Here is a 20949-nt window from a genome sequence, read left to right on the forward strand (position 1 = left end):
GCTCGCCAGGCACCTCGATCACCTTCCCGACCATACTGGCCTGTGTGGACGGGGTCAGGCGGTTTCGGCGCGGCCTCGGGGCGGCGGCGGCCTACATACGCAGCGCCCCGGGGACGTACGTGTGGCTGCTGGTCCTGTTCCTCACCACCATCGCGCTGCACCACATGTCGCCGCACTTCGAGGAGCGCTTCCTGCGGCATCGGTCCACCAACATCCACCAGCTGTCCCAGGACCCGCTGCGCGTGTTCATCACCTCCGCGATGTGGATCGACGGCGGGCACTGGCTGCCGTACGCCGCGCTCTACACGGTCTTCCACGCGCAGGCGGAGCGCTGGCTTGGCACCGTTCGCTGGCTGACCGTGTGCGCCGCCGCGCACGTGCTCGCCACGCTCGTCAGCGAGGGCGCGCTGCTGCAGGCGATAAAGGACGGGATGGCCCCGCACTCGGCGGTCAACACGCTCGACTTCGGGGTCAGTTACGCGCTGGCAGGGGTGGTCGGCGTGCTCACCTACCGGCTCGCGGTGCCCTGGAGCTACGCGTATCTGACCGTCGTCCTCCTGGTGTACGCCCTCCCCCTGACCGCGACCCCCACCTTCACGGATTTCGGGCATTTCATCTCGGTGCTGATCGGTCTGGCCTGTTATCCGCTGACCCGCGGCTGCGGAGAACCATGGAATCCGAAGGAGACACTGGTCGCTCTCAGGAGTTAACGTCCCGCGCATGAACAGTGCGGTGAATGGCGTCGTCAACGGCGGCGTCTCCTTCTGGTACGCCGACGACGGCCTCCCCGAGCCCCGGGAACCCCTCGCCGGGGACGCGACCGCCGATGTCGTGATCGTCGGCGGTGGCTACACCGGCCTGTGGGCCGCCTACTACCTGAAGAAGGCGGCGCCCTTCCTGCGGATCATGGTCCTGGAGCAGAGGTTCTGCGGCTACGGCGCCTCCGGCCGCAACGGCGGCTGGCTCTACAACGGCATCGCGGGCCGGGACCGGTACGCGAAGCTGCACGGCCACGAGGCCGCCGTCCGCCTGCAGAGGGCGATGAACGACACGGTCGCCGAGGTCGTCCGCGTCACCGAGGAGGAGGGCATCGACGCGGACGTGCACGCCGGCGGCGTCCTGGAGGTGGCGTACACGCCCGCGCAGCTGGCCCGGCTCAAGGCGTTCCACGAGCAGGAGCTGTCGTACGGCGAGAAGGACCGCGAGCTGTACGGCGCCCGGCAGACCGCCGAGCGGATCCGGATCGCGGACGCGGTCGGCTCCACCTGGACCCCGCACGGGGCGAGGCTGCACCCGGTGAAGCTGGTCAAGGGCCTCGCGGCGGCCGTCGAGGCGCTCGGCGTGACGATCCACGAGCACACCCCGGTCACCGAGATCCGCCCGAAGCACGCCGTGACGCCCTACGGCACGGTCCGCGCACCGTACGTCCTGCGCTGCACGGAGGGCTTCACCGCCTCCCTGAAGGGGCAGCGGCGCACCTGGCTCCCGATGAACTCCTCCATGATCGCCACCGAGCCGCTCACCGAAGCGCAGTGGGAGCGGATCGGCTGGGAGGGGCGCGAGACGCTGGGCGACATGGCGCACGCGTACATGTACGCCCAGCGCACCGCCGACGGCCGGATCGCGCTCGGCGGCCGCGGTGTCCCGTACCGCTTCGGCTCCCGCACGGACAACGACGGCCGCACCCGGCCCGCCACCGTCGAGGCGCTGTACGACATCCTGGTCCGTTTCTTCCCTTCGCTGGCCGGGATCGGGGTGACCCACGCCTGGTCGGGGGTGCTGGGTGTGCCGCGCGACTGGTGCGCCACGGTCACACTGGACCGCTCGACAGGCCTCGGCTGGGCGGGCGGCTACGTCGGCTCGGGCGTCGCCACCACCAACCTCGCCGCCCGCACGCTCCGCGACCTGGTCCAGCAGGACTCGGGTCAGGCGGGCCCGACGGAGCTGACGGCGCTGCCGTGGGTGAACCACCGGGTGCGCAAGTGGGAGCCGGAACCGCTGCGTTGGCTGGGCGTGCACGGCCTGTACGCCACGTACCGCACGGCGGACCGGCGTGAACGGACGGCGCCCGGCATCGAGTCCTCACGGCTGGCGCAACTGGCCGACCGGGTCGCCGGACGCCACTGACGCACCTGCGGCGTCTTTCAGCCACAAGTTTTTACTCGCTGATTGCCCGTAAGCGCTTCTCCCGCAGCTCCCGTCTCCCCAAAGCTGTGGGCTTGTGTCATGTACGCCACTGCTCTTAGGGGAGGGCACGTATTTCATGGCGGGCGACGGGTTGCGCAGAAGACGGGCATGGGCGGCGGTGTTCGCCGTGTCCGCCGCGCTGGGTCTGACGGTCACACAGGCCCAGGCGGCATCAGGCACTCATACGGACCCCTTCGGGGTTCGGGCGCTTCGGAAACAGGCCCTTGTGCATCAGCACAAGGGCCTGTCGCCGTTCGCGAAGACGGAGGACCCCGGGGGCGACGAGGACGAGGCCGGGAACATCGCCGAGCAGGCGGACCAGTACGCGGAGGCCCGCACCTCGCCGGGCATCGTGGCGCCGGGCGCCTACGGGGCCGCGTACGACGCACTCAGCGGTCTGCGGCACACGCACAGCAAGTGGAGCGAGCTGACGCGGCTGCCCTACGACTCCGACGACCCGCGCTACCGTGACATCAACTCCAACTCCAGCGGCGGCGCCGGGCGGGTCACGGGGCGCGTGACCGGGCTCGCGGCCGACAACCACGGGTATGTGTACGCCGGTTCGGCCAACGGCGGCGTCTTCCGCTCCCGCACCGGCGGCGGGCACTGGCAGAACATCTCCGACGGCCTGCCCGCCCTGTCCACGGGCGACCTCCAGCTCGACGGTCACGGACGGCTGTGGTACGCGACCGGTGAGGCCAACACCAGCGCGACCTCGTTCCTCGGCACGGGTGTCTACGTGCTCGACGACCCGCGCGACGGGAAGTTCAGCACCCGCGACCGGGTCGGCGGGGACGAACTGGAGTCCACCTCGATCAACGCGCTGCGGTTCGGCGGGGACAAGGTGTGGGCGGCGACCACGCGCGGCGTGTGGAGCCACTCCACGAAGACCCTGAAGGGCCCCTGGAAGCTGGAGTTCGCCCCCAACCCCGACTATCTGCCCGGCGGTTCTGAGGCGAGCGACCCGGACGCGGCGTACAAGAACATCACCAGTGACATCGCCATCGACCCCAAGGACCCGAACAAGGTCGTCCTCGCGGTCGGCTGGCGCGGCGGCGACACCTACAACGGCTTCTACGCCAAGGGCCCCGGCGGCTGGCAGCGGCTGACCGGGCTCGGGGACCTGCCGAGCGACAGCGCCGACGTCGGCAACGTGACCTTCGCGCGCAGCGCCGACGGCTCCCGCTACTACGCCATCGACCAGTCGCCGGCGATGACCAGCTCCAACCCGGACAGCGGGCTCGCCGGCATCTTCGTCTCCAAGTCCGGCTCGCCGACCGGTCCGTGGACGAAGATCGCCGACTACACGCGGCTGCGCGACTCCGGTTCGGCGCTCACCGGCGCCGGGTACCAGCCGGGCATCCAGGCCTGGTACGACCAGTTCCTCACCGTCGACCCGAAGAACCCCGACCACGTCTACGCCGGTCTGGAGGAGGTCTTCGAGACCAAGGACGGCGGCAAGAGCTGGACCGTGCCCGGGCCGTACTGGAACTTCGGCTTCCCCTGCTGGTCCATCGACCCCGCCATGCAGAGCGGTGACTGCCCCGCCACCGTGCACGCCGACCAGCACGCGGTGGCGATCGGCAGCAACGGCGGCGCCCCGTACCTGGTGGTCGGTGACGACGGCGGTGCCTACCGCAGACCGCTGAACGGCTCCGCGAACGCCTCGGGCCACGCCACCGACTGGACGTCCCTGAACGACGGCACGATGGACGCGTTGCAGTACTACTCGGTCGGCGTGGGCATCGACCAGGCCGCGCGCGGGCTCGACGTCAGCGGCGGTCTGCAGGACAACGGCCAGTCGATCCTGCGCCCCGGCGACCGCGTGATGGGCTCCGACTTCGGCGGCGACGGCGGCGACACGATCGTCGACCCGGCCAACGGGTGCAACGTCGCGTCCGAGTACGTGTACCTGGCGGTCGCGGTCACGCAGAACTGTGCCGCGAACGACGGCGGTTGGGTCACCGACCCGTCGAAGGCGACCACCTACTCCGTGGCCCCGCCGGACAACGCCACCGGCGAGGCCCGCTTCATCGCCCCGCTGAACTCCGACATCAAGGACGCGAAGACCTGGGTCGCGGGCGGCCGCCACGTGTGGATCAACACCAAGGGCTGGGCGATCCACAGCGGCAGCGAGTGGCTGAACGCGTTCGACCTCGGCGAGGGCCACACCGCCACCGCCGTCGCGTCCTCCGGGGGCAAGGTGTACGCCGCCTGGTGCGGCCCCTGCAACAACGAGGGCTTCACCCGGGGCATCGCGGTCGGCAACGCGGACGGCACCGGCTGGCACCAGCTGAACCTGCCGGTCGACGGGACGGTCCCCAACCGTTACCTCGCGGGCCTCGCGATCGACCCGGCGGACTCCAGCCACGTCCTCCTGGCGGTCAACGGCTTCTCCCGGAAGTGGACCGAGGGGCCGGGCGCCGGTGTCGGGCATCTGTTCGAGACCCGGGACGGCGGCACGACCTGGAAGGACATCTCCGGGAACCTGCCGGACGTGCCCGCCAACACGGTGGTGCTGCTGAAGAACGGGACCGTGGCGATCGGCACCGACCTCGGCGTCCTGGTCCGCCCGGCGGGTGCGTCCAGCTGGAAGGTGGCGGGCACCAACCTGCCCACGACGGCGGTCCTCCAGCTCCGCACGGGCCCCGACGGACGGCTCTACGCGGCCACCCACGGGCGCGGCATCTGGGCGATCGACGTACGGTGCCTGACCTGAGCCGTCGGTGACGGCGGGGGGCCGGGCCTTGGTGGGCCCGGCCCCCCTTGTGTTTGACTGCCCGCATGATCCGCACCGCGACTCCCGACGACATCCCCGTCATCCACACCCTGATCCGTGAACTGGCCGCCTACGAGAAGGCGGCCGAGGAGGCGCGGGCCACGCCGGAGCAGCTGAGCGAGGCGCTGTTCGGCGCCCGCCCGGCGGCCTTCGCGCATGTCGCGGAGGACGACGGGGGAGAGGTCGTCGGGTTCGCGCTGTGGTTCCTGAACTTCTCCACCTGGCGGGGCGTGCACGGCATCTACCTGGAGGACCTGTACGTCCGCCCGGAGGCCCGTGGCGCCGGCCACGGCAAGGCGCTGCTGACGGAACTGGCCCGCATCTGCGTCGAGCGCGGCTACGAGCGTCTGGAGTGGTCGGTGCTGAACTGGAACCGCCCGTCGATCGACTTCTACGAGGCCCTGGGCGCCCGACCGCAGGACGAGTGGACGGTGTACCGGCTGACCGACGGGGCGCTGGTGGAACTGGGGCGGTCCGCGACGCGCCGGGGGTGGGGAGCCCGGCATGATCCAAACGAGAGGTCCTAGTCGTCGGCGACGCGGACGACCGCGAGGGTGATGTTGTCGGGACCGCCCGCGCTGATGGCGGCCTGCCACAGCTCGAAGGCGGCCCGTGCGTCGTCGTGCTCCCGCAGCACCGCGTCGATCGTGTCCTCCGGCACCGGATCCGTGAGGCCGTCGGTGCAGACGAGATAGCGGTCGCCCGGCGACAGCGGCGCCGCCGTCACATGCGCCACGACGGCACGGTAGTGCGGGGAGCCGCCGAGGCACTGCGTGACCAGCGAGGTGGTGCGCTGCCCGGGCGCCGGCGGCGGGCTGTCGTCCACGCTCACCTGCCGCAGTCCATTCCGGGACGCGGCGAAGACCCTGCTGTCCCCCACGTTGAAGACCAGCAGCTCCTTGGGCAGGACGACGGCACCCGCGAGGGTGGTGCCCATCATCGCGAGGCCGCGACCGTCGTCCTCGCCGCCCTCGGCGGCCGTGTAGACGGCACGGTTGCTGGAGTCCACGGCGCCCCGGAGGGCGTCCTCACTGCCGAGCGCCGGCCCGAGGGCCGCGAACCGCCGTGCCACCAGCGCGCTCGCCACCTCGCCCCCGGGGTGCCCGCCGAGTCCGTCCGCCACGGCGACCACCAGGGGCGTCCCCAGGGGGAAGACCAGCGTCTGCGGGTTCTCGGTGACGGTGGCACACAGCGTCCACGGCCCGGCGACGAGACTGTCCTCGTTCTTGTCCCGCAGCAGTCCCGGGTGGCTGAGCGCGCTGACAGCGACATACGACACCGAAGGCCACCGCCGATCTTCGGATCACCCGTGGTCAGTGGGGGTTCGGCCCCTGCTCGTCCGTGCCCCGCTCGCCCTCCGCCTGGGACGGCTCCGTGCGCGGTACGTCCGGGTGCTGCTCCATGGTGCTGCGCTCGCCCGGCTCGTCGCGCTCGCCCTCGGCCTGCGACGGGGTGTGCGAGTAGAGCCAGGTGTCGTAATCCGAGGCTCCGGATGACTTCATGGCGGGCCTCCTTCGTCGCTCCCCCTCCATGGTCCACCCCCACGACGGCCGTGGCGAGACGAGCCGTGTCGTACGTCGCCGCTCGGGCCCGTCCGCCGTCAGTCCGCATCCGCGACGCGCAGCCCCATCGCCGCCGCCAGCACCGGCGCGAGGTCCAGCAGCTGCGCGTGGCTGATCGCCGCGCCGGACAGGCGGTCCACCCCGCGGGCGATGTCCAGCTCCGCCGCACGGCGCAGGTCCACGTCGACCAGGGTCGCCGCCGTCAGGTCGGCTCCCTTCAGCACGCAGTCCACGAACTCCACCCGCTCCAGCCGGGCGCCCCCGAAGTCCGGCTCGATGAGGACACAGCCCTCGAAGACGACGTCCTTCAGCCGCGCCTTGCGCAGGTTCAGGTAGTCGATCTTGCCGCCGTGCACCAGTACCCGCTCCAACACCGCCCCGTGCAGCTGCGTCCCGCCGAGCCGGGCGTCCACCAGCTCCACATCGCGCAGGGTCGCCTCCGCGAGGTCCGTGCCCACGCCCCGTACGCCCGTGAGGACCGAGTCCAGCACCCGCGCGTGGTTGAGCCCCGTCCCGTCCAGCGCGCACCCCGTCAGCGCGCAGTCCATGAACCGGGCGCCCCCGCCGTCCTGCCCCGCGAGATCCGCGTCCCGGAAATCCAGCCCGTCGTAGTCCCCGTCCGGCACCACCGCCCCGTCCGTCCACGCCACCAGCTCGGGCAGCCGCACCTCCGGCCGCCGCGCCGCCTTCACCACCTGCGCCCTCCGCACCATGCCCCCATGCTGCACCCCACCACCGACAATGGCCCCGGCCTGCGGCTCCTGCGTCAGGCGACCCGGGGGAAACGGGCCTGCAGGGTCCAGATCGCCGGGTTCTCGCCGAGGTCCTCGTGCAGGTCCGTCAGGTCGGCGAGCAGGTCCTGCAGGAAGTCGCGGGCCTCGCGGCGCAGTTCCGCGTGGGGGAACGTCAGCGGGGCCTCGGCCGGCGGCAGCCACTCCGCCTCGATGTCGACCCAGCCGAAACGGCGCTCGAATATCAGGCGGTCGGTCGACTCGGTGAAGTCCAGCTCCGCGCGCTGCGGCCGGGCGGCACGGCTGCCGAGCGGGTCCCGGTCGAGCCGCTCGACGATGTCGCACAGCGCCCACGCGAAGTCGAGCACCGGCACCCATCCCCAGGCTGTGGACAGCTCCCGGTCCGCCTCGGTGTCGGCGAGATAGACGTCACCGCAGAACAGGTCGTGCCGCAGGGCGTGGACGTCCGCGCGGCGGTAGTCGGTCTGCGGGGGGTCGGGGAAGCGGTTGGAGAGGGCGTAGCCGATGTCGAGCACGGGGGCGATGGTGTCACAGGGCCTTGCGCAGCACGGCGCACGGGCGGCCCCGGTCACGGTCGGGGCGGCGGTCGACGACCTCGTAGCCGAGCGCCGTCCAGAAGGAGAGGCCCGCGGGGTTGTTCTCCAGCACGGCCAGGCGTACGGCGGTGCGGCCCGCGGCGCGGAAGCGGTCCTCGACCAGGGATGCCAGGAGTCGCCCGTGCCCGTGCCGCTGCATCGCCGCGTCCACCATCAGCAGGCCGATCCACGGGTCCGGGTCGGCCGGGTCGGGGTGGTGGGCCAGGGTGACGACGATTCCGACGAGCCGCCCGAAACTGCGGGCGAGCAGGACCTCCACGTCGGGGTGCGCCAACTCGTCGGCCAGTGTGGCCGCCACCTGCTCGGGGCGGATGTCGTCCGGGTCGGGGAAGTCGCCGCTCAGGGCGTGGAACTCCCGGTTGGAGGCGTAGAGCGCGGTGAGTTCGGTCAGCAGCTCACCCGGGATGTCGTGGTCGGGGGCGGGGGAGAGGGGCTCGAGGATCACTCGGGCAACGTATCGCGGACGGGTCCCGGAGAGGTTGCGGGAGGCCGCGGAAAACGCCGGGGCCCCGGCCTGCCACGGCCGGGGTCCCGGTGCGGAGCTCGAGGGACTCCGTCAGACGTTCACTCCGAAGTCCTGGGCGATACCGACCAGGCCCGACGCGTAGCCCTGGCCGACCGCGCGGAACTTCCACTCCGCGCCGTTGCGGTACAGCTCGCCGAAGATCATGGCCGTCTCGGTGGCCGCGTCCTCCGACAGGTCGTAGCGGGCGATCTCCTGGCCGCCGGCCTGGTTGACGATGCGGATGTAGGCGTTGCGCACCTGGCCGAAGTTCTGCGAGCGGGACTCCGCGTCGTAGATGGACACCGGGAAGACGATCTTGTCGATGTCGGCCGGGAGCGCTGCCAGGTTGACGTTGATCGCCTCGTCGTCACCCTCGCCCTCGCCCGTGCGGTTGTCGCCCGTGTGGACGATCGAGTTGTCCGGGGTCTGCTTGTTGTTGAAGAAGACGAAGTGCTGGTCCGAGTAGACCTTCCCCTGGGCGTTGACCGCGATCGCGGACGCGTCGAGGTCGAAGTCCGTGCCGGTGGTGGTGCGGACGTCCCAGCCGAGGCCCACGGTGACGGCGGTCAGGCCCGGAGCCTCCTTGGTGAGCGAGACGTTGCCACCCTTGGACAGGCTTACAGCCATTGTTGGGAGTCCCTTCCCTCGTTACGTGTGCGGATGAAGCTACCGCCACCTCTAGCAACGCCAAGGGGGGTACCCGCGGTTCCGGGTTCCTTTACCTTTTTTACCTGCCGTTCGGAAATCGGGATGACGCGGACCGGGCGGAGCGGGGAACATGGACGGCATGTCCGGTCCTTACGTCATCCGCGGCTCCGTCTCGCTCCCCGAGGCCGAGCTGATGTGGCGTTTCTCGCGGTCGTCGGGGCCCGGCGGACAGCACGTCAACACCAGCGACTCGCAGGTCGAGCTGCGCTTCGACCTGGCGAACACCGAGGCGCTTCCCCAGGTGTGGAAGGAGCGCGCCCTCGAGCGTCTGGCGCCCCGCCTGGTGAACGGGGTCGTCAGCGTCCGCTCCTCCGAGCACCGCTCCCAGTGGCGCAACCGAGAGGCCGCCGCGGTACGCCTGGCGGCGCTGCTCGCGGAGGCGACCGCGCCCCCGCCCAAGCCCCGCAGGCCGACCCGGATCCCACGGGGGATCAACGAGCGGCGACTGCGGGAGAAGAAGCAGCGCTCGGAGACCAAGCAGGGCCGATCCGGCCGGGGCTGGGGGTAGCGACTCCTCGGCGGGGTTCAGGACGTCGAAGAAGGCCATGACGAACCCGACGGGCCGGTCGCCGTCGAGGATCAGGCGCGGCCAGGCGACGCCGGCGGGGTGGACGTAGGCCTCGGCGAGGGATTTCACGACCGGTGCGACGGCGCGTTCCTGGTCGGGTCGGACCCGAATGCCGATCGCGGCCTCGAATTGCGGGGCGTGATCTGTTCCAGCCGGAGGGCCGAAGTAGTCGTCATCCGGGCACCGTAGGCGGGACGACGACCGGCGGGCGACGCACATTCCGGGGGATCACCCCAAGTGCCGGTACCGCCCCCGGAAATACATCAGTGGTCCGCCCTCCACGCTCGGCACCCGGGCCGTGAGCACCCTGCCGATCACCAGTGTGTGGTCGCCCGCCTGCACCCGCTGTTCCGTGCGGCACTCCAGATTCGCCAGTGCGCCGCCGACCAGGGGTGCGCCGGAGGCCTCGCCGCGGACGTACGGGATGTCCTCGAAGAGCAGGCGGTCGCTGACGCGGCCCTTCATCGCGAAGCGTCCCGCGATGTGCCGCTGGCTCTCGGAGAGGACGGAGACCGCCCACAGCGGCTGCTCGGCGAGCATGTCGTCCATGCGGGCGCCCTCGCGCAGGCTCACCAGCACCAGGGGCGGGTCCAGGGACACCGACATGAAGGCGGTCGCCGTCATGCCGACGTCCTCGCCCTTCGGCCCCTCGGGATCCAGCGCCGGCTCGTGCGAGGTCACCAGGACCACGCCCGCCGCCAGCCGGGACATGGCAGCGCGGAACTCGTCGTTGCTCACCCCCTCAGGATGCCCGGAGGAGGGCGGCACGGCGGACAGGGACGGGACAGCGGAAGTCTTGAGCACGTCAAAACGCTAGCCCCCGCTCAGGGCCGCCCACATCGGGCCCGGGCCCGAATCGCGGCCTAGGACCAGCGGCGGACGTCGTAGGATCACGGGGTCTACACAGAGGGCCCGCACCGAGTCCGGAAGCATTCCGCGGAAACACAGGGAAAATGCGGAACCCCTCCTCAATTGTTCACCTTTGGCTGTGACTTGAGTCACAGGAAGCGTATTTTGTTGACCCTGTGTACCTAGTGGGCAGCGCGCTGTGATTCAGTGGCGGAGGCGCTGCGCGACGCTACCCGTGGAGTACGCCGAGTAGCGTGCCGCGGAAAGCCGGGAGAACGGTAGTACGCCGACGCGTCCCTGGAGCTGCTGCGAGATCTCGAGGGGAGGGCGAATGGAGACCGAGTCGGAGCCGTATGTCCGTCTTGCGACCCTGAGGCAGCTGCACCAGGTGATGGCGGACATGAACACCGCCCGCAGCCTGGCGGACACGCTGCAGACGGTGGCCGACGGCATCGTGAACGGTCTCGGCTACGAGCTGGCCGCCGTCAACCTCGTGCGCCCGGACGGTGACCTCGTCGTCGCCGCGCTCGCCGGGAACTCCGCAGCGGAGGCGCTGATCACCGGCCGCGTCGGCTCCCGCGCCTCCTGGGAGCGGCGCCTCTGCATGGGCGAGGCCTGGGGCACGCTGCGGTTCATACCCCACACGGAGGGCTGGATCCTCGACGAGGACGACGTGCCGCAGTGGTACACCGACGGTCCGGAGCCCCGCTTCGAGGACGAGTGGCACCCCTCCGACCGCCTCTTCGCGCCCATGTACACGCCGGGTGGCCAGGGCAGCTCCTGTGGCGAACTCCTCGGCGTCATCTCCGTGGACCGGCCGCGCAACGGGCGGCGACCGGGCGCCTGGGGGCGCGAGGCGCTCCAGATGTACGCCTTCCACGCCGCCATCGCCATCAGCAACGCCCGTCTGCGGGCCAACATGCAGCGGGCCCTGGTCCGCCTGGAGCGGGAGCAGCAGGCGCTGCGCGCCAGCGAGGAGTCCTTCCGGCAGGCGTTCGAGTACGCCCCCTCGGGGATGGCCATCGCCGAGATGGGCGGCGACCAGCACGGCCGCATCCTGCGCACCAACGACGCGCTGTGCCGCCTGCTCGGCCGGCCCGCCTCCGCGATGCGCCGCTACTCGTTCTCCGACCTCGTCCACCCCGAGGACATCGGCACCCTGCTGCGCACCTCCGCCGAGGGCGGGCGGGCCGAGCTGCGGCTCGGACGCCGGGACGGCACCTATGTGTGGGTGTCCCTGCGCAACTCCGTCGTCGCCGACGCCGCCGACGGGCCCCGCTTCCTGCTCACCCACGTCGAGGACATCGAGGAGCGCAAGCGCCGCGAGTTGCAGCTCGCCCACCGCGCCTCGCACGACTCGCTCACCGGCCTCCCCAACTCGGCGGAACTGCGCGCCCGTCTGTCCGCCCGACTGTGCCGGCGCCCGCAGTCGCTGCCGCCGAGCGCGGCGGACTCCCTGGACGCCGCGTACGGCGACGGGTTCCGCAGCGACCACCCGGCCGCCCACGACAGCGGCGGCCACGCCTTCGACTTCCACGCCGGGCCGGGGCCGTACGACGCCTTCGACCACCATGTGCACACCGTCGCCCCGGACGGCGACGCCGACGACGGCACCAAGGGCCTCGCGGTGCTCTTCTGCGACCTCGACGGCTTCAAGTCCATCAACGACCGGTTCGGGCACAACGCGGGCGACGCCGTCCTCATCGAGGTCGCCCGGCGGCTCAGCCGCGGGGTGCGGGACGGGGACACGGTGGCCCGGCTCGGCGGTGACGAGTTCGTCGTGCTGGCCGACGGGCTCGGCAAGGCCGACGCCCAGGACCTCGCCGTCCGTCTGCGCAACGAGATCATCCAGCCGATCCGGGTCGACGGCCGCGCCATGCGGGTCGGCGCGAGTTTCGGCATCGGCTGGGCGCACTGCGGCATGACGGCGGACGAAGTGCTGAAATCGGCGGACGAGCGGATGTACGTAGAGAAACGATCTCGTCCCAAACAGCACAGGCGTGCGGGATAAACCGCAGGTCAACCCTTGGGTGATGGGAACAACAGCCGTGTGCGGTCCGGGGACCGGGTAGGCTCGCCATTCAGCCACGTACGCATCTGGACCCGCACCTGTTGAGGAGACCTAGGGATGACGCCCGGCAACAACGGCGCGAGCACGCCCGAGGACGACGACCCGTTCGGCTACCTCTACGCCGACGGTCAGGCCAACGGCGCCCAGCCGCCCTCCGGCGGCTACGGCTACCCGGGCTCCGTCAACAGAGTGCGCACGGTCGGTGAACGTCAGTACGGCCAGCCGCAGGCCCAGACGGCCGCCTACGGCCAGGTCCCCCAGCAGCAGGCGTACGGCCGCCCGAACGCGCACTACGCGGCCCCGGAAACGGTGCCGGGCGGTGCCCAGACGACCCGTCCGACGCCGACGGCCCCGCCGCCCGGCGGCGGCCGCGGCCGGGGCCCCAACACCAAGGGCCTGTTGATCGGTGCGATCGCGGTGGTCGCGGCGGTCGTCATCGGCATCGGCGTCGCCATGATCACCGGTGACTCGAACGACGGGAAGAAGGGCGACCAGGCGGCCTCCAGCCCGTCGGCAGCGCAGAGCCCGTCCCCGAGCCGGTCCGCCACCCAGCAGTCCGGGGACGAGGGCAAGCTGCCGACGATCGACGCGAAGGCGCTGCACCTGGAGGGCGGCGCCACGACCGCCTCCGACGTCAAGGGTGCCCAGGCCGACGGCGGTGTCTACGTCGGCAACTTCAACAACGTGGGCGCGGCCGTGACCTGGACCGTGGACGTCCCCTCGACCGGCAAGTACACCCTGCACACCGGCTACGGCGTGCCCGGCGTCGACGCCACCGCCACCCTGACGGTCGACGGCACGGCGCAGACCACCCCCATGTCCCTGAAGAACTGGGCCAATGCGCCCCAGGGCGACTGGGAGAAGGGCTGGACGAAGACGTACAACTACATCCAGCTCAACAAGGGCACCAACACGATCCGGATCTCCTGCGAGCAGGGGAACCAGTGCAACGCCTACCTCGACCAGCTGTGGCTGACGAAGGGCTGGTCGAAGTAGGGCCCTCAGAAGGGCTCCACGACTACGCCGCCGTGACCTCGCCCGTCACCGCCACCTGGTCCAGCAGCTCCTCGTAGGTGCGCCGGTCGAACTCGCCCGCTGCCGGGGCGAGTACCGTCGCCGCCGACAGGGCCGCCGCCCGCGCCAGCCGAGCCGGCCACGGCAGGTGGTCCACCAGGCCCGACAGCAGGCCTGCGACCGCCGAGTCGCCCGCACCCGTCGGGTTGCCCGTCAGGCGGCGCGGCGGGGCGGCTCGCCAGCGGCCTTCGGTGTTGACGGCGAGCAGGCCCTCCGCGCCCAGCGAGGCGACCACCGTGTGCGCCCCGCGCCGACGGGCGTCCCGGGTGGCCTGCAACGGCTCGTGTGAGCCGGTCAGTTCGGCCAGTTCGTCGGCGTTCGGCTTGACGATGTCCGGGCGGGCGGCGACCCCGCGGCGCAGCGGCTCCCCACTGGTGTCGAGCAGCACCGGGACGCCCGCCGCCCGCGCGGTGCGCACCAGGTGGGCGTACGCCCCAACGGGCACGCCGGGCGGCAGGCTGCCGCACAGGGCCACGGCGGCGGCGGAGCGCACCAGGTCGTCGTACGCCTGGAGGAAGGCCGACCACTCGGCGGGCGTTATCACCGGGCCGGGTTCGTTGAGCTGGGTGGTGTCGCCGGTGGACTGGTCGACCACCGCGACGGTGCGCCGGGTGGCACCCGCGACCGGGACCAGCGCGTCCACGAGGCCGTGCGTGCGGGTGAGTTGCTCCCGCAGTGAGCGGCCCGTCGCGCCGCCCGCGAAGCCCGTGGCGGTCACCTGGTGACCGAGCGCGGCGAGCACCCGGGCGACGTTCAGCCCTTTGCCGCCGGGCCGTTCGGTCACCTCGGTCACCCGGTGCGAGGTGTGCGGCCTCAGTTCCCGTACCCGATAGGTGATGTCGAGAGCGGTGTTCAGCGTGACCGTCAGGATCACGTCGGGACCTCCCTCGAGAGTCGTGCCGGCGCGGTCCGGGGCCCGGAATCGTCAGTGCGCCTGCCGTCGGCGGTTGCGGAGGCTCGATCATGCCAAAGAGTCGGCGGTCGGCCCAGTCCCAGGAGCCAACCGCCGCACGCCAACAAACGGATCAATCACCCCAGTTGGGGATCGACCACCCACTGCCCGCGGCGCATCACGCCCTTGAGGCGGAAGTCGTCGTCCAGCAGCACCAGGTCGGCGTCCTTGCCGGGCTCCAGGGAGCCCACCCGGTCGTAGACGCCGAGCAGCTTCGCCGGGCCCGCCGAGATGGCCGTGACGACGTCCTCCACCGCCAGCCCGTCCACGGTGACCGCCCGGCGGAACGCGCGGTCCAGCGTGAGCGTCGAGCCCGCGATCGAGCCGCCCTCCACCAGCCGGGCCACACCCTCGCGGACCTCGACCTCGAGCGGGCCGAGCATGTACCGCCCGTCCCCGATACCGGCCGCGTCCATGGCGTCCGTGATGAACGCCACCCGCGCCGCGCCCGCCTGACGGAACGCCAGCCGCAGGGCCGCCGGGTGCAGATGGACGCCGTCGTCGATCAGCTCCACCGTGATCCGCTCGTCCTCCAGCAGGGCGGCGACGGGGCCGGGGGCGCGGTGGCCGAGCTGCGGCATCGCGTTGAACAGGTGGGTGGCGACCGTGGCGCCCGCGTCGATGGCCTGGACCGTCTGCTCGTAGGTGGCGTCCGTGTGCCCGATCGCCGCGATCACCCCGTGCTCGACGAGCAGCCGTACGGAGTCCAGGCCGCCGGGCAGTTCGGTGGCGAGCGTCACCATCGCGGCCCGGCCGCGTGCGGCGTCGATCAGCTTGCGCACCTCCGCCGGATCGGGGTCGCGCAGCAGCGCCTCGGAGTGCGCCCCCTTGCGGCACGGCGAGATGAACGGCCCCTCGAAGTGGATGCCGGCGACGTCCCCCTGCTCGGCCAGTTCCGACAGCAGTCCCGCCTGCTGGACGAGGACGTCCATGTCGTCGGTGACGGTGGAGGCGACGAGCGTGGTGGTGCCGTGCTCCCGGTGGGTGCGCAGGGCCGTCAGGACGTCGTCCACCGTGCCGGAGAAGGACGCACCGCCGCCGCCGTGGTTGTGGATGTCCACGAAGCCGGGGACCAGCCAGTGGCCGCGTACGTCGATGATCTCGGCGCTCTCGGGGGCGGACCCGGCGATGCGCGTGCCCTCCACGACCAGGCGGCCGTCGTCCACGACCCCGCTGGGCAGTACCACCCGGGCACCGGCGAGAACCTTCGTAGTGGCCATCAGATGGTTACCTCCGCAGGGTCAGTGGTTTCGAGGAGATCCCAGGCCATGAGCCCGGCACCGAGGCATCCGGCCGCATCGCCCAGCGTGGCGGGGACGATCGACGGCAGCTTCTGGAAGGTCACGCGGCGGCGCACGGCCGCGCGCAGCGGTGTGAACAACGTTTCCCCGGCCTCGGCGAGCCCGCCACCGATGATCAGGGTGCGCGGGTCCAGCAGGGTGAGTGCGGTCACCAGGCCGTCGGCGAGGGCGTCCACGGCCTCCTGCCAGACCTTCCGCGCCCGCGGGTCCCCCGACGCCACGGCCTTCGCGCAGTCGGCGGCGTCCGCCTCCGGGGCGCCGGCCGCCTCGGCCCACGCCTCGCCCACGGCGGCCGCGGACGCGTACCGCTCCAGACAGCCGCGCTGACCGCACGGACACGGGCTCCCCTGCGGCCGTACGACGATGTGACCGATCTCGCCCGCGAAACCGTGCGCCCCGGCCTCCACTCGGCCGCCGATGCCGATGGCGCCCGCGATCCCGGTGCCCAGCGGCACGAACAGGAACCGGTCCGCCCCCCGGCCGGCGCCGAGGCGCCCTTCGGCGAGCCCGCCGGTGCGCACGTCGTGCCCCAGCGCCACGGGCACGCCGTCGAGCCGGCGGCTGAGCAGATCCCGCAGGGGCACATCGCGCCAGCCCAGGTTGGCCGAGTACGCGGCGACACCGCGCTCGGCGTCCACGATCCCGGGGACGGCGACGCCCGCGGCGGCCGCGGCTTGGCCCAGGTGGCGCTCGCCGTGCGCGCGCAGCTCGGCGGCGAAGGCGAGCACCGACTCCACCACGGCGTCCGGCCCGCGCTCACGGCCGGTGGCCCGGCGCGCCCGGTGCAGCAGCTCACCGCCGGCCCCGACCAGAGCGGCCTTCATCCCGGTGCCGCCCACATCCAGGGCGATGACATGTCTCACGGGGAACAGTGTCGCTCCTGGACCCGGAAGAGGTCTAGTCCACTCAGGTGGTGTAGACCTTATCCTTTGGATATTCCGAATGACGAGACGGCAGGGCTAGAGCAAGTGCAGCGACGCGGAACGCGCAGGACGACATGGCGCAGGGGTCTGATCGCGGCGGTGTCCGCCCTCGGCATGACCGGAGCCCTGGCGAGCTGCGCGGGTGCGGTGGGCTCCGGGGACGTCACCCTGCGGTTGGTGGCCGCGGACTACGGGGACTCGTCGGCGAACAGCTCCAGGAAGTACTGGGACCAGCTGGTCAAGGACTTCGAGGCGGAGCACTCCGGGATCAAGGTCGACGTCAGCGTCTACTCGTGGAACGACGTGGACCGCAAGGTCAAGGAGATGGTGGCCGGGGGCGACGCTCCCGACATGGCGCAGATCGGGGCGTACGCGGACTACGCGGCGGCGGGCAAGCTGTACGAGGCCTCGGACGTCCTCTCGATCCCCGTCCAGGCGGACTTCGCCTCTGAGCTGAGTGACGCCGGCAAGGTGAACCGGACCCAGTACGGCATGCCGTTCGCCGCCTCCACGCGGATCCTCTTCTACAACAAGACGCTGTTCTCCGAGGCCGGCATCACCACCCCGCCGCAGAGCTGGAGCGACCTGGCGACGGACGCGCAGCTGCTCGAGGCCAAGGGCGTGAAGTACCCCTACGCGCTGCCGCTGGGCCCCGAGGAGGCGCAGGCGGAGACGATGCAGTGGCTGCTCAGCGGCGGTGCCGGCTACCTGGACGCCTTCGGCTCCTACGACCTCGACTCCACGCAGAACGTGGCCACGTTCACCTGGCTGAAGGACAACCTGGTGGGCAAGGGGCTGACGGGCCCGGTGGCACCGGGGAAGCTGAACCGCGCCGACGCCTTCGCCGCGTTCACACGCGGCGAGGTCGGGATGCTGAACGGCCACCCGTCGCTGATGAAGATGGCGCGCGAGAAGGGCGTGAAGTTCGGCATGGTGCCGATGCCCGGGATCAACGGCCGGGCGAAGTCGACCATGGGCGTGGCGGACTGGATGACGGCGTTCAAGCAGGGCGGCCACAAGGACCAGATCCGTGAGTTCCTCGACTACGTGTACAGCGAGAAGAACGTGCTGTCCTTCTCCCGCGAGTACGACCTGCTGCCGGTGACGAGCTCCGCCCAGGAGGCCATGGCGCAGTCGTCCCAGGACCAGGCCCTGGAGCCGTTCCTCCAGGAGCTGCCGAGCGCCGAGCTGTACCCGGTCGGCAAGACGTCGTGGGCGACGGTCAGCTCGGACATCAAGAAGCAGATAGGCAAGGCGGTCGGCCCGGACGGCAGCCCGGCGGCGATCCTGGGCCAGCTGCAGCGGGCGGCCGTCACGGCCGACAACGCGGCCCGCTGACGGCAGGCGCGCGGGGGAGCGTGTCGGACCCACCGGTTACGGTTCCCCCATGGACGACCTGAACCCCAGAGAGAAGGCCATCCTGGCCCTGGAGGGGCGCGGTTTCTCCGGGCCGGGGGCCAAGGAGCGGGCCATACGGGAGCAGCTCCATCTCGCCCCCGTCCGCTACTACCAGCTGCTCAACGCCCTCCTCGACGACCCCAGGGCCCTGGCCCACGCCCCGGTCACCGTCAACCGCCTCCGCCGCATCCGCGAGGCACGCCGCGCGGAACGTTGAGCGCGTGGCCGTGGGACGCGCCGGGCGCGCCCCCGTGACCCCGTGGGTGCGCCCGGCGGCGCGCCGATAGGGTCGGACCCATGGGCAGCCACACGGACTCCTTGCCGACGCCCGCCACCCCGGCCGGGCGTGACGGTCTCGACGCCATCCTCGCCCGGCCCGAGCGGGCCGTTCTCGCCTTCGACTTCGACGGGACGCTCGCCCCGATCGTCCCCGACCCCGACCAGGCCCGCGCCCACCCCGACGCGGTCCCCGCCCTCGCGGCCCTCGCCCCGAAGGTCGCCTCCGTCGCGGTCGTCACCGGCCGCCCCGCCGGCGTCGCCGTCCGCCACGGCGGCTTCGCGGGCGTCCCCGGACTCGACCACCTCGTCGTCCTCGGCCACTACGGCGCCGAACGCTGGGACGCCCGCACCGGCACCGTCACCGCCCCGGCCCCCCACCCCGGGGTCGCCGCCGTCCGCGCCGAACTCCCCGGCTACCTCGACGAGATCGGAGCCTGGCGCGGCACCTGGATCGAGGAGAAGGGCCGCGCCGTCGCCGTCCACACCCGCCGCGCCGAGGACCCGCAGGCCGCCTTCGAGGCCCTGCGTGAACCCCTCGCCGATCTCGCCGCCCGCCACGGCCTGATCGTCGAACCCGGCCGCATGGTCCTGGAACTGCGCCCGCCGGGCATGGACAAGGGGGTGGCCCTGTCGGAGTACGTCCGCGAGACGGGCGCCGAAGCGGTCCTGTACGCGGGCGACGACCTCGGCGACCTCCCCGCCTTCGCCGCCGTGGACAAACTCCGCTCCGACGGCGTCTCCGGCCTCCTCGTCTGCAGCGGCAGCGACGAGGTCACGGAACTCGCGAAGAGGGCGGACCTGGTGGTCGACGGCCCGCAGGGGGTCGTACACCTTCTGAGGTCACTGACACGAACGCTGAGCTGAGGCGCCCCTGCGAGAAGCCCCGATCGGCCCGCACCCCGAAACGAGACCCTCAGACCTCCAGCGCAGCCAACTGATCCAGGAACCACCGGGCCGGCGGAAGCGCCGTGGCCTGCGCAGCGAGCCGCTTCGAGCGCTCCGCCCGCTCACCCGCCGGCATCGACAACGCCTCGTGCAAGGCCTCCGCCGTCCCCCGGATGTCGTACGGATTGACCGTCACGGCGTCGTCGCCCAACTCCTCGTACGCGCCCGCCTCCCGCGACAGCACCAGCGCACACCCCTGGTCCGACAGCACCGGAACCTCCTTGGCGACGAGGTTCATGCCGTCCCGGATGGGGTTCACCAGGGCCACGTCGGCGAGCCGGTACGCGGCGAGAGAGCGCGCGAAGTCGTCCTTGACGTGCATCTCGACCGGGGTCCAGCCCGGCGTCCCGTACCTCTCGTTGATCTCCGCGGCCACCCGCTGGACCTCCGCCGTGTACTCCCGGTAGACGGCCAGGTCCTGGCGGGAGGGGTACGCGAACGCCACGTGGACCACCCGTTCGCGCCACTCCGGACGGGACTCCAGCAGTTCCTCGTACGCCAGCAGACCCCGCACGATGTTCTTCGACAGCTCCGTCCGGTCCACCCGCACGATCACCTTGCGGGGGCGGCCGTCGGGGCCGGTGCCGATCTGCTCCCGCAGGATCGCCATCCGTTCGTCCACATCCGGTCGGTGCGCCCGCTCGCGCAGGAAGTCCGCGTCCGCGCCCAGGCCGTGCACCCCGATCCGGGTGTTCCCCAGCCCGCCGACGAGCGCCTCGCAGCACCCGGCGAAGGCGTCCGCCCACCGCTGGGTGAGGAAGCCGAGCCGGTCGGCGCCCAGCATGCCGCGCAGCACCTGACCGGCGATGTCGTCCGGAAGCATCCGGAAGTAGTCCACCGGTGCCCACGGCGTGTGCGAGAAGTGACCGATCCGCAGGTCCGGCCGCAGCTGCCGCAGCATCCCCGGGACCAGCGTCAGGTGGTAGTCCTGCACCACGACCGCCGCCCCCTCGGCCGCCTCCTCGGCCAGCGCCTCGGCGAACGCGTGGTTGTAGGCCTCGTACGACGCCCACGCGTGCCGGAACTCCCTGCCGAAGACCGGCTCGAGCGGCGTCTGGTACAGCATGTGGTGGACGAACCACAGCACCGAGTTCGCGATGCCGTTGTACGCCTCGGAGAACACCGTCGCGTCGATGTCGAGCATCCGGACCCGCCGGCCACCGGTGTGGGCCGGATCCAGCGCGCCACCCGTGCGGCGTACGGCCTCGCGGTCGCCGTCGTTCAGGGCCGCGCACACCCAGACCGCGTCCGCGTCCGGGCCGATCGCCGACAGACCGGACACCAGACCGCCTCCGCCCCGTTTGGCGGTGAGCTGCCCGGAGTCGTCCAGCGCGTACGAGACGGGGCCGCGGTTGGAGGCGACGAGGATGCGGGCGCCGTGCGCATGCTGCGTGGAAGCCATGCCACGAAACCTAGCCCGCGCCGAAAACGCTCAAACGTACGGTTCGGCCGTATGCGGAACCGTGTCCGTCACGTCCGGACGTTCGGACGTCCGGCTGC

At 71.8% G+C, this 20949-nt stretch carries 21 protein-coding genes and 1 pseudogene; 10 read left to right on the plus strand and 12 right to left on the minus strand.

The genetic code is table 11. The features are described from left to right. The first annotated feature begins 44 nt into the window (after positions 1 to 44). From ACZ7L1_RS25250 to ACZ7L1_RS25265, 4 genes are all read left to right on the plus strand, one after another. Entirely contained in the window at positions 45 to 710 is a 666-nt protein-coding gene (locus ACZ7L1_RS25250) for a rhomboid-like protein (RefSeq protein ID WP_471440286.1), read from the plus strand. A gap of 10 nt (positions 711 to 720) precedes the next feature. Next, a complete protein-coding gene (locus ACZ7L1_RS25255) occupies positions 721 to 2127 on the plus strand; it encodes an NAD(P)/FAD-dependent oxidoreductase (protein WP_471440287.1) in 1407 nt (468 codons plus the stop codon). Positions 2128 to 2263: 136 nt separating this feature from the next. Then, positions 2264 to 4906: a beta propeller repeat protein gene (locus tag ACZ7L1_RS25260; RefSeq protein WP_471440288.1), complete on the plus strand. Its 2643-nt coding sequence runs from the start codon at positions 2264 to 2266 to the stop codon at positions 4904 to 4906. A gap of 65 nt (positions 4907 to 4971) precedes the next feature. After that, positions 4972 to 5493, plus strand: coding sequence for a GNAT family N-acetyltransferase (locus ACZ7L1_RS25265; RefSeq protein ID WP_471440289.1), 522 nt, complete (start codon positions 4972 to 4974; stop codon positions 5491 to 5493). Here ACZ7L1_RS25265 and ACZ7L1_RS25270 read toward each other — a convergent pair. From ACZ7L1_RS25270 to ACZ7L1_RS25295, 6 genes are all read right to left on the minus strand, one after another. Further along, on the minus strand, positions 5490 to 6245 hold the full coding sequence (locus ACZ7L1_RS25270; RefSeq protein ID WP_471440290.1) for a PP2C family protein-serine/threonine phosphatase: 756 nt from the start codon (positions 6243 to 6245) through the stop codon (positions 5490 to 5492). The two genes, ACZ7L1_RS25265 and ACZ7L1_RS25270, sit on opposite strands and share 4 nt — an antisense overlap. A gap of 34 nt (positions 6246 to 6279) precedes the next feature. Then, the gene (locus ACZ7L1_RS25275; protein WP_471440291.1) at positions 6280 to 6468 is read right to left on the minus strand and encodes a hypothetical protein; all 189 of its coding nucleotides are present in this window, start codon (positions 6466 to 6468) and stop codon (positions 6280 to 6282) included. Between the two features lie 98 nt (positions 6469 to 6566). Then, on the minus strand, positions 6567 to 7241 hold the full coding sequence (locus tag ACZ7L1_RS25280; RefSeq protein ID WP_471440292.1) for a pentapeptide repeat-containing protein: 675 nt from the start codon (positions 7239 to 7241) through the stop codon (positions 6567 to 6569). A 53-nt stretch (positions 7242 to 7294) separates the two neighbouring features. After that, complete coding sequence (locus tag ACZ7L1_RS25285; RefSeq protein WP_471440293.1) at positions 7295 to 7795, minus strand: hypothetical protein; 501 nt, start codon at positions 7793 to 7795, stop codon at positions 7295 to 7297. A gap of 13 nt (positions 7796 to 7808) precedes the next feature. Continuing rightward, the gene (locus ACZ7L1_RS25290; RefSeq protein WP_471440294.1) at positions 7809 to 8321 is read right to left on the minus strand and encodes a GNAT family N-acetyltransferase; all 513 of its coding nucleotides are present in this window, start codon (positions 8319 to 8321) and stop codon (positions 7809 to 7811) included. A gap of 111 nt (positions 8322 to 8432) precedes the next feature. Further along, on the minus strand, positions 8433 to 9008 hold the full coding sequence (locus ACZ7L1_RS25295) for a TerD family protein (RefSeq protein WP_471440295.1): 576 nt from the start codon (positions 9006 to 9008) through the stop codon (positions 8433 to 8435). Between the two features lie 151 nt (positions 9009 to 9159). Between ACZ7L1_RS25295 and arfB the strand changes: the two genes are divergently transcribed. Then, on the plus strand, positions 9160 to 9597 hold the full coding sequence (gene arfB, locus ACZ7L1_RS25300; RefSeq protein WP_471440296.1) for an alternative ribosome rescue aminoacyl-tRNA hydrolase ArfB: 438 nt from the start codon (positions 9160 to 9162) through the stop codon (positions 9595 to 9597). A gap of 21 nt (positions 9598 to 9618) precedes the next feature. Here the strand turns inward: arfB and ACZ7L1_RS25305 are convergent. Then, a pseudogene (locus ACZ7L1_RS25305) lies at positions 9619 to 9833 on the minus strand (GNAT family N-acetyltransferase); the annotation flags it as partial. Positions 9834 to 9885: 52 nt separating this feature from the next. After that, positions 9886 to 10461, minus strand: coding sequence for a flavin reductase family protein (locus ACZ7L1_RS25310; protein WP_471440297.1), 576 nt, complete (start codon positions 10459 to 10461; stop codon positions 9886 to 9888). 376 nt (positions 10462 to 10837) lie between these two features. Here ACZ7L1_RS25310 and cdgB point away from each other — a divergent pair, with 376 nt between their 5' ends. Both cdgB and ACZ7L1_RS25320 read left to right on the plus strand, forming a co-directional pair. Then, positions 10838 to 12517: a diguanylate cyclase CdgB gene (cdgB, locus tag ACZ7L1_RS25315; protein WP_471440298.1), complete on the plus strand. Its 1680-nt coding sequence runs from the start codon at positions 10838 to 10840 to the stop codon at positions 12515 to 12517. Positions 12518 to 12634: 117 nt separating this feature from the next. Further along, positions 12635 to 13573 carry a CBM35 domain-containing protein gene (locus tag ACZ7L1_RS25320; RefSeq protein ID WP_471440299.1) on the plus strand — a complete coding sequence of 313 codons (939 nt, stop codon included), beginning with the start codon at positions 12635 to 12637 and terminating at the stop codon, positions 13571 to 13573. Positions 13574 to 13595: 22 nt separating this feature from the next. On the opposite strand, the gene ACZ7L1_RS25325 is transcribed toward ACZ7L1_RS25320, so the two are convergent. The 3 genes from ACZ7L1_RS25325 to ACZ7L1_RS25335 form a co-directional block, all read right to left on the minus strand. Beyond that, entirely contained in the window at positions 13596 to 14525 is a 930-nt protein-coding gene (locus tag ACZ7L1_RS25325) for a 1-phosphofructokinase family hexose kinase (RefSeq protein ID WP_471440300.1), read from the minus strand. Positions 14526 to 14680: 155 nt separating this feature from the next. Continuing rightward, positions 14681 to 15823, minus strand: a complete 1143-nt coding sequence (gene nagA / locus ACZ7L1_RS25330; RefSeq protein ID WP_471440301.1) for an N-acetylglucosamine-6-phosphate deacetylase — start codon at positions 15821 to 15823, stop codon at positions 14681 to 14683. Beyond that, complete coding sequence (locus tag ACZ7L1_RS25335; protein ID WP_471440302.1) at positions 15823 to 16767, minus strand: ROK family protein; 945 nt, start codon at positions 16765 to 16767, stop codon at positions 15823 to 15825. The genes nagA and ACZ7L1_RS25335 overlap by 1 nt, the downstream gene beginning before the upstream one ends. A 105-nt stretch (positions 16768 to 16872) precedes the next feature. On the opposite strand from ACZ7L1_RS25335, the gene ACZ7L1_RS25340 reads away from it, so the two are divergent. The 3 genes from ACZ7L1_RS25340 (at position 16873) to otsB (ending at position 19368) form a co-directional block, all read left to right on the plus strand. Further along, entirely contained in the window at positions 16873 to 18165 is a 1293-nt protein-coding gene (locus ACZ7L1_RS25340; protein WP_471440303.1) for an ABC transporter substrate-binding protein, read from the plus strand. Between the two features lie 49 nt (positions 18166 to 18214). After that, complete coding sequence (locus tag ACZ7L1_RS25345) at positions 18215 to 18442, plus strand: DUF3263 domain-containing protein (RefSeq protein ID WP_103839790.1); 228 nt, start codon at positions 18215 to 18217, stop codon at positions 18440 to 18442. Between the two features lie 80 nt (positions 18443 to 18522). Next, positions 18523 to 19368 (plus strand): trehalose-phosphatase, encoded by an 846-nt coding sequence (gene otsB / locus ACZ7L1_RS25350; protein WP_471440304.1) that lies wholly within the window; start codon positions 18523 to 18525, stop codon positions 19366 to 19368. Between the two features lie 49 nt (positions 19369 to 19417). Here otsB and ACZ7L1_RS25355 read toward each other — a convergent pair whose 3' ends face one another. Further along, on the minus strand, positions 19418 to 20851 hold the full coding sequence (locus tag ACZ7L1_RS25355) for an alpha,alpha-trehalose-phosphate synthase (UDP-forming) (protein WP_471440305.1): 1434 nt from the start codon (positions 20849 to 20851) through the stop codon (positions 19418 to 19420). Between the last annotated feature and the right edge of the window lie 98 nt (positions 20852 to 20949).

Source organism: Streptomyces sp. NPDC107546 (genome assembly GCF_055639175.1).

Coding starts and splice junctions, on each gene's coding strand:
- ACZ7L1_RS25255 (WP_471440287.1), top strand. CDS start 721: ATGAACAGTGCGGTGAATGGCGTCGTCAACGGCGGCGTCTCCTTCTGG.
- ACZ7L1_RS25260 (WP_471440288.1), top strand. CDS start 2,264: ATGGCGGGCGACGGGTTGCGCAGAAGACGGGCATGGGCGGCGGTGTTC.
- ACZ7L1_RS25265 (WP_471440289.1), top strand. CDS start 4,972: ATGATCCGCACCGCGACTCCCGACGACATCCCCGTCATCCACACCCTG.
- ACZ7L1_RS25275 (WP_471440291.1), bottom strand. CDS start 6,468: ATGAAGTCATCCGGAGCCTCGGATTACGACACCTGGCTCTACTCGCAC.
- ACZ7L1_RS25280 (WP_471440292.1), bottom strand. CDS start 7,241: ATGGTGCGGAGGGCGCAGGTGGTGAAGGCGGCGCGGCGGCCGGAGGTG.
- ACZ7L1_RS25295 (WP_471440295.1), bottom strand. CDS start 9,008: ATGGCTGTAAGCCTGTCCAAGGGTGGCAACGTCTCGCTCACCAAGGAG.
- arfB (WP_471440296.1), top strand. CDS start 9,160: ATGGACGGCATGTCCGGTCCTTACGTCATCCGCGGCTCCGTCTCGCTC.
- cdgB (WP_471440298.1), top strand. CDS start 10,838: ATGGAGACCGAGTCGGAGCCGTATGTCCGTCTTGCGACCCTGAGGCAG.
- ACZ7L1_RS25320 (WP_471440299.1), top strand. CDS start 12,635: ATGACGCCCGGCAACAACGGCGCGAGCACGCCCGAGGACGACGACCCG.
- nagA (WP_471440301.1), bottom strand. CDS start 15,823: ATGGCCACTACGAAGGTTCTCGCCGGTGCCCGGGTGGTACTGCCCAGC.
- ACZ7L1_RS25345 (WP_103839790.1), top strand. CDS start 18,215: ATGGACGACCTGAACCCCAGAGAGAAGGCCATCCTGGCCCTGGAGGGG.
- otsB (WP_471440304.1), top strand. CDS start 18,523: ATGGGCAGCCACACGGACTCCTTGCCGACGCCCGCCACCCCGGCCGGG.
- ACZ7L1_RS25355 (WP_471440305.1), bottom strand. CDS start 20,851: ATGGCTTCCACGCAGCATGCGCACGGCGCCCGCATCCTCGTCGCCTCC.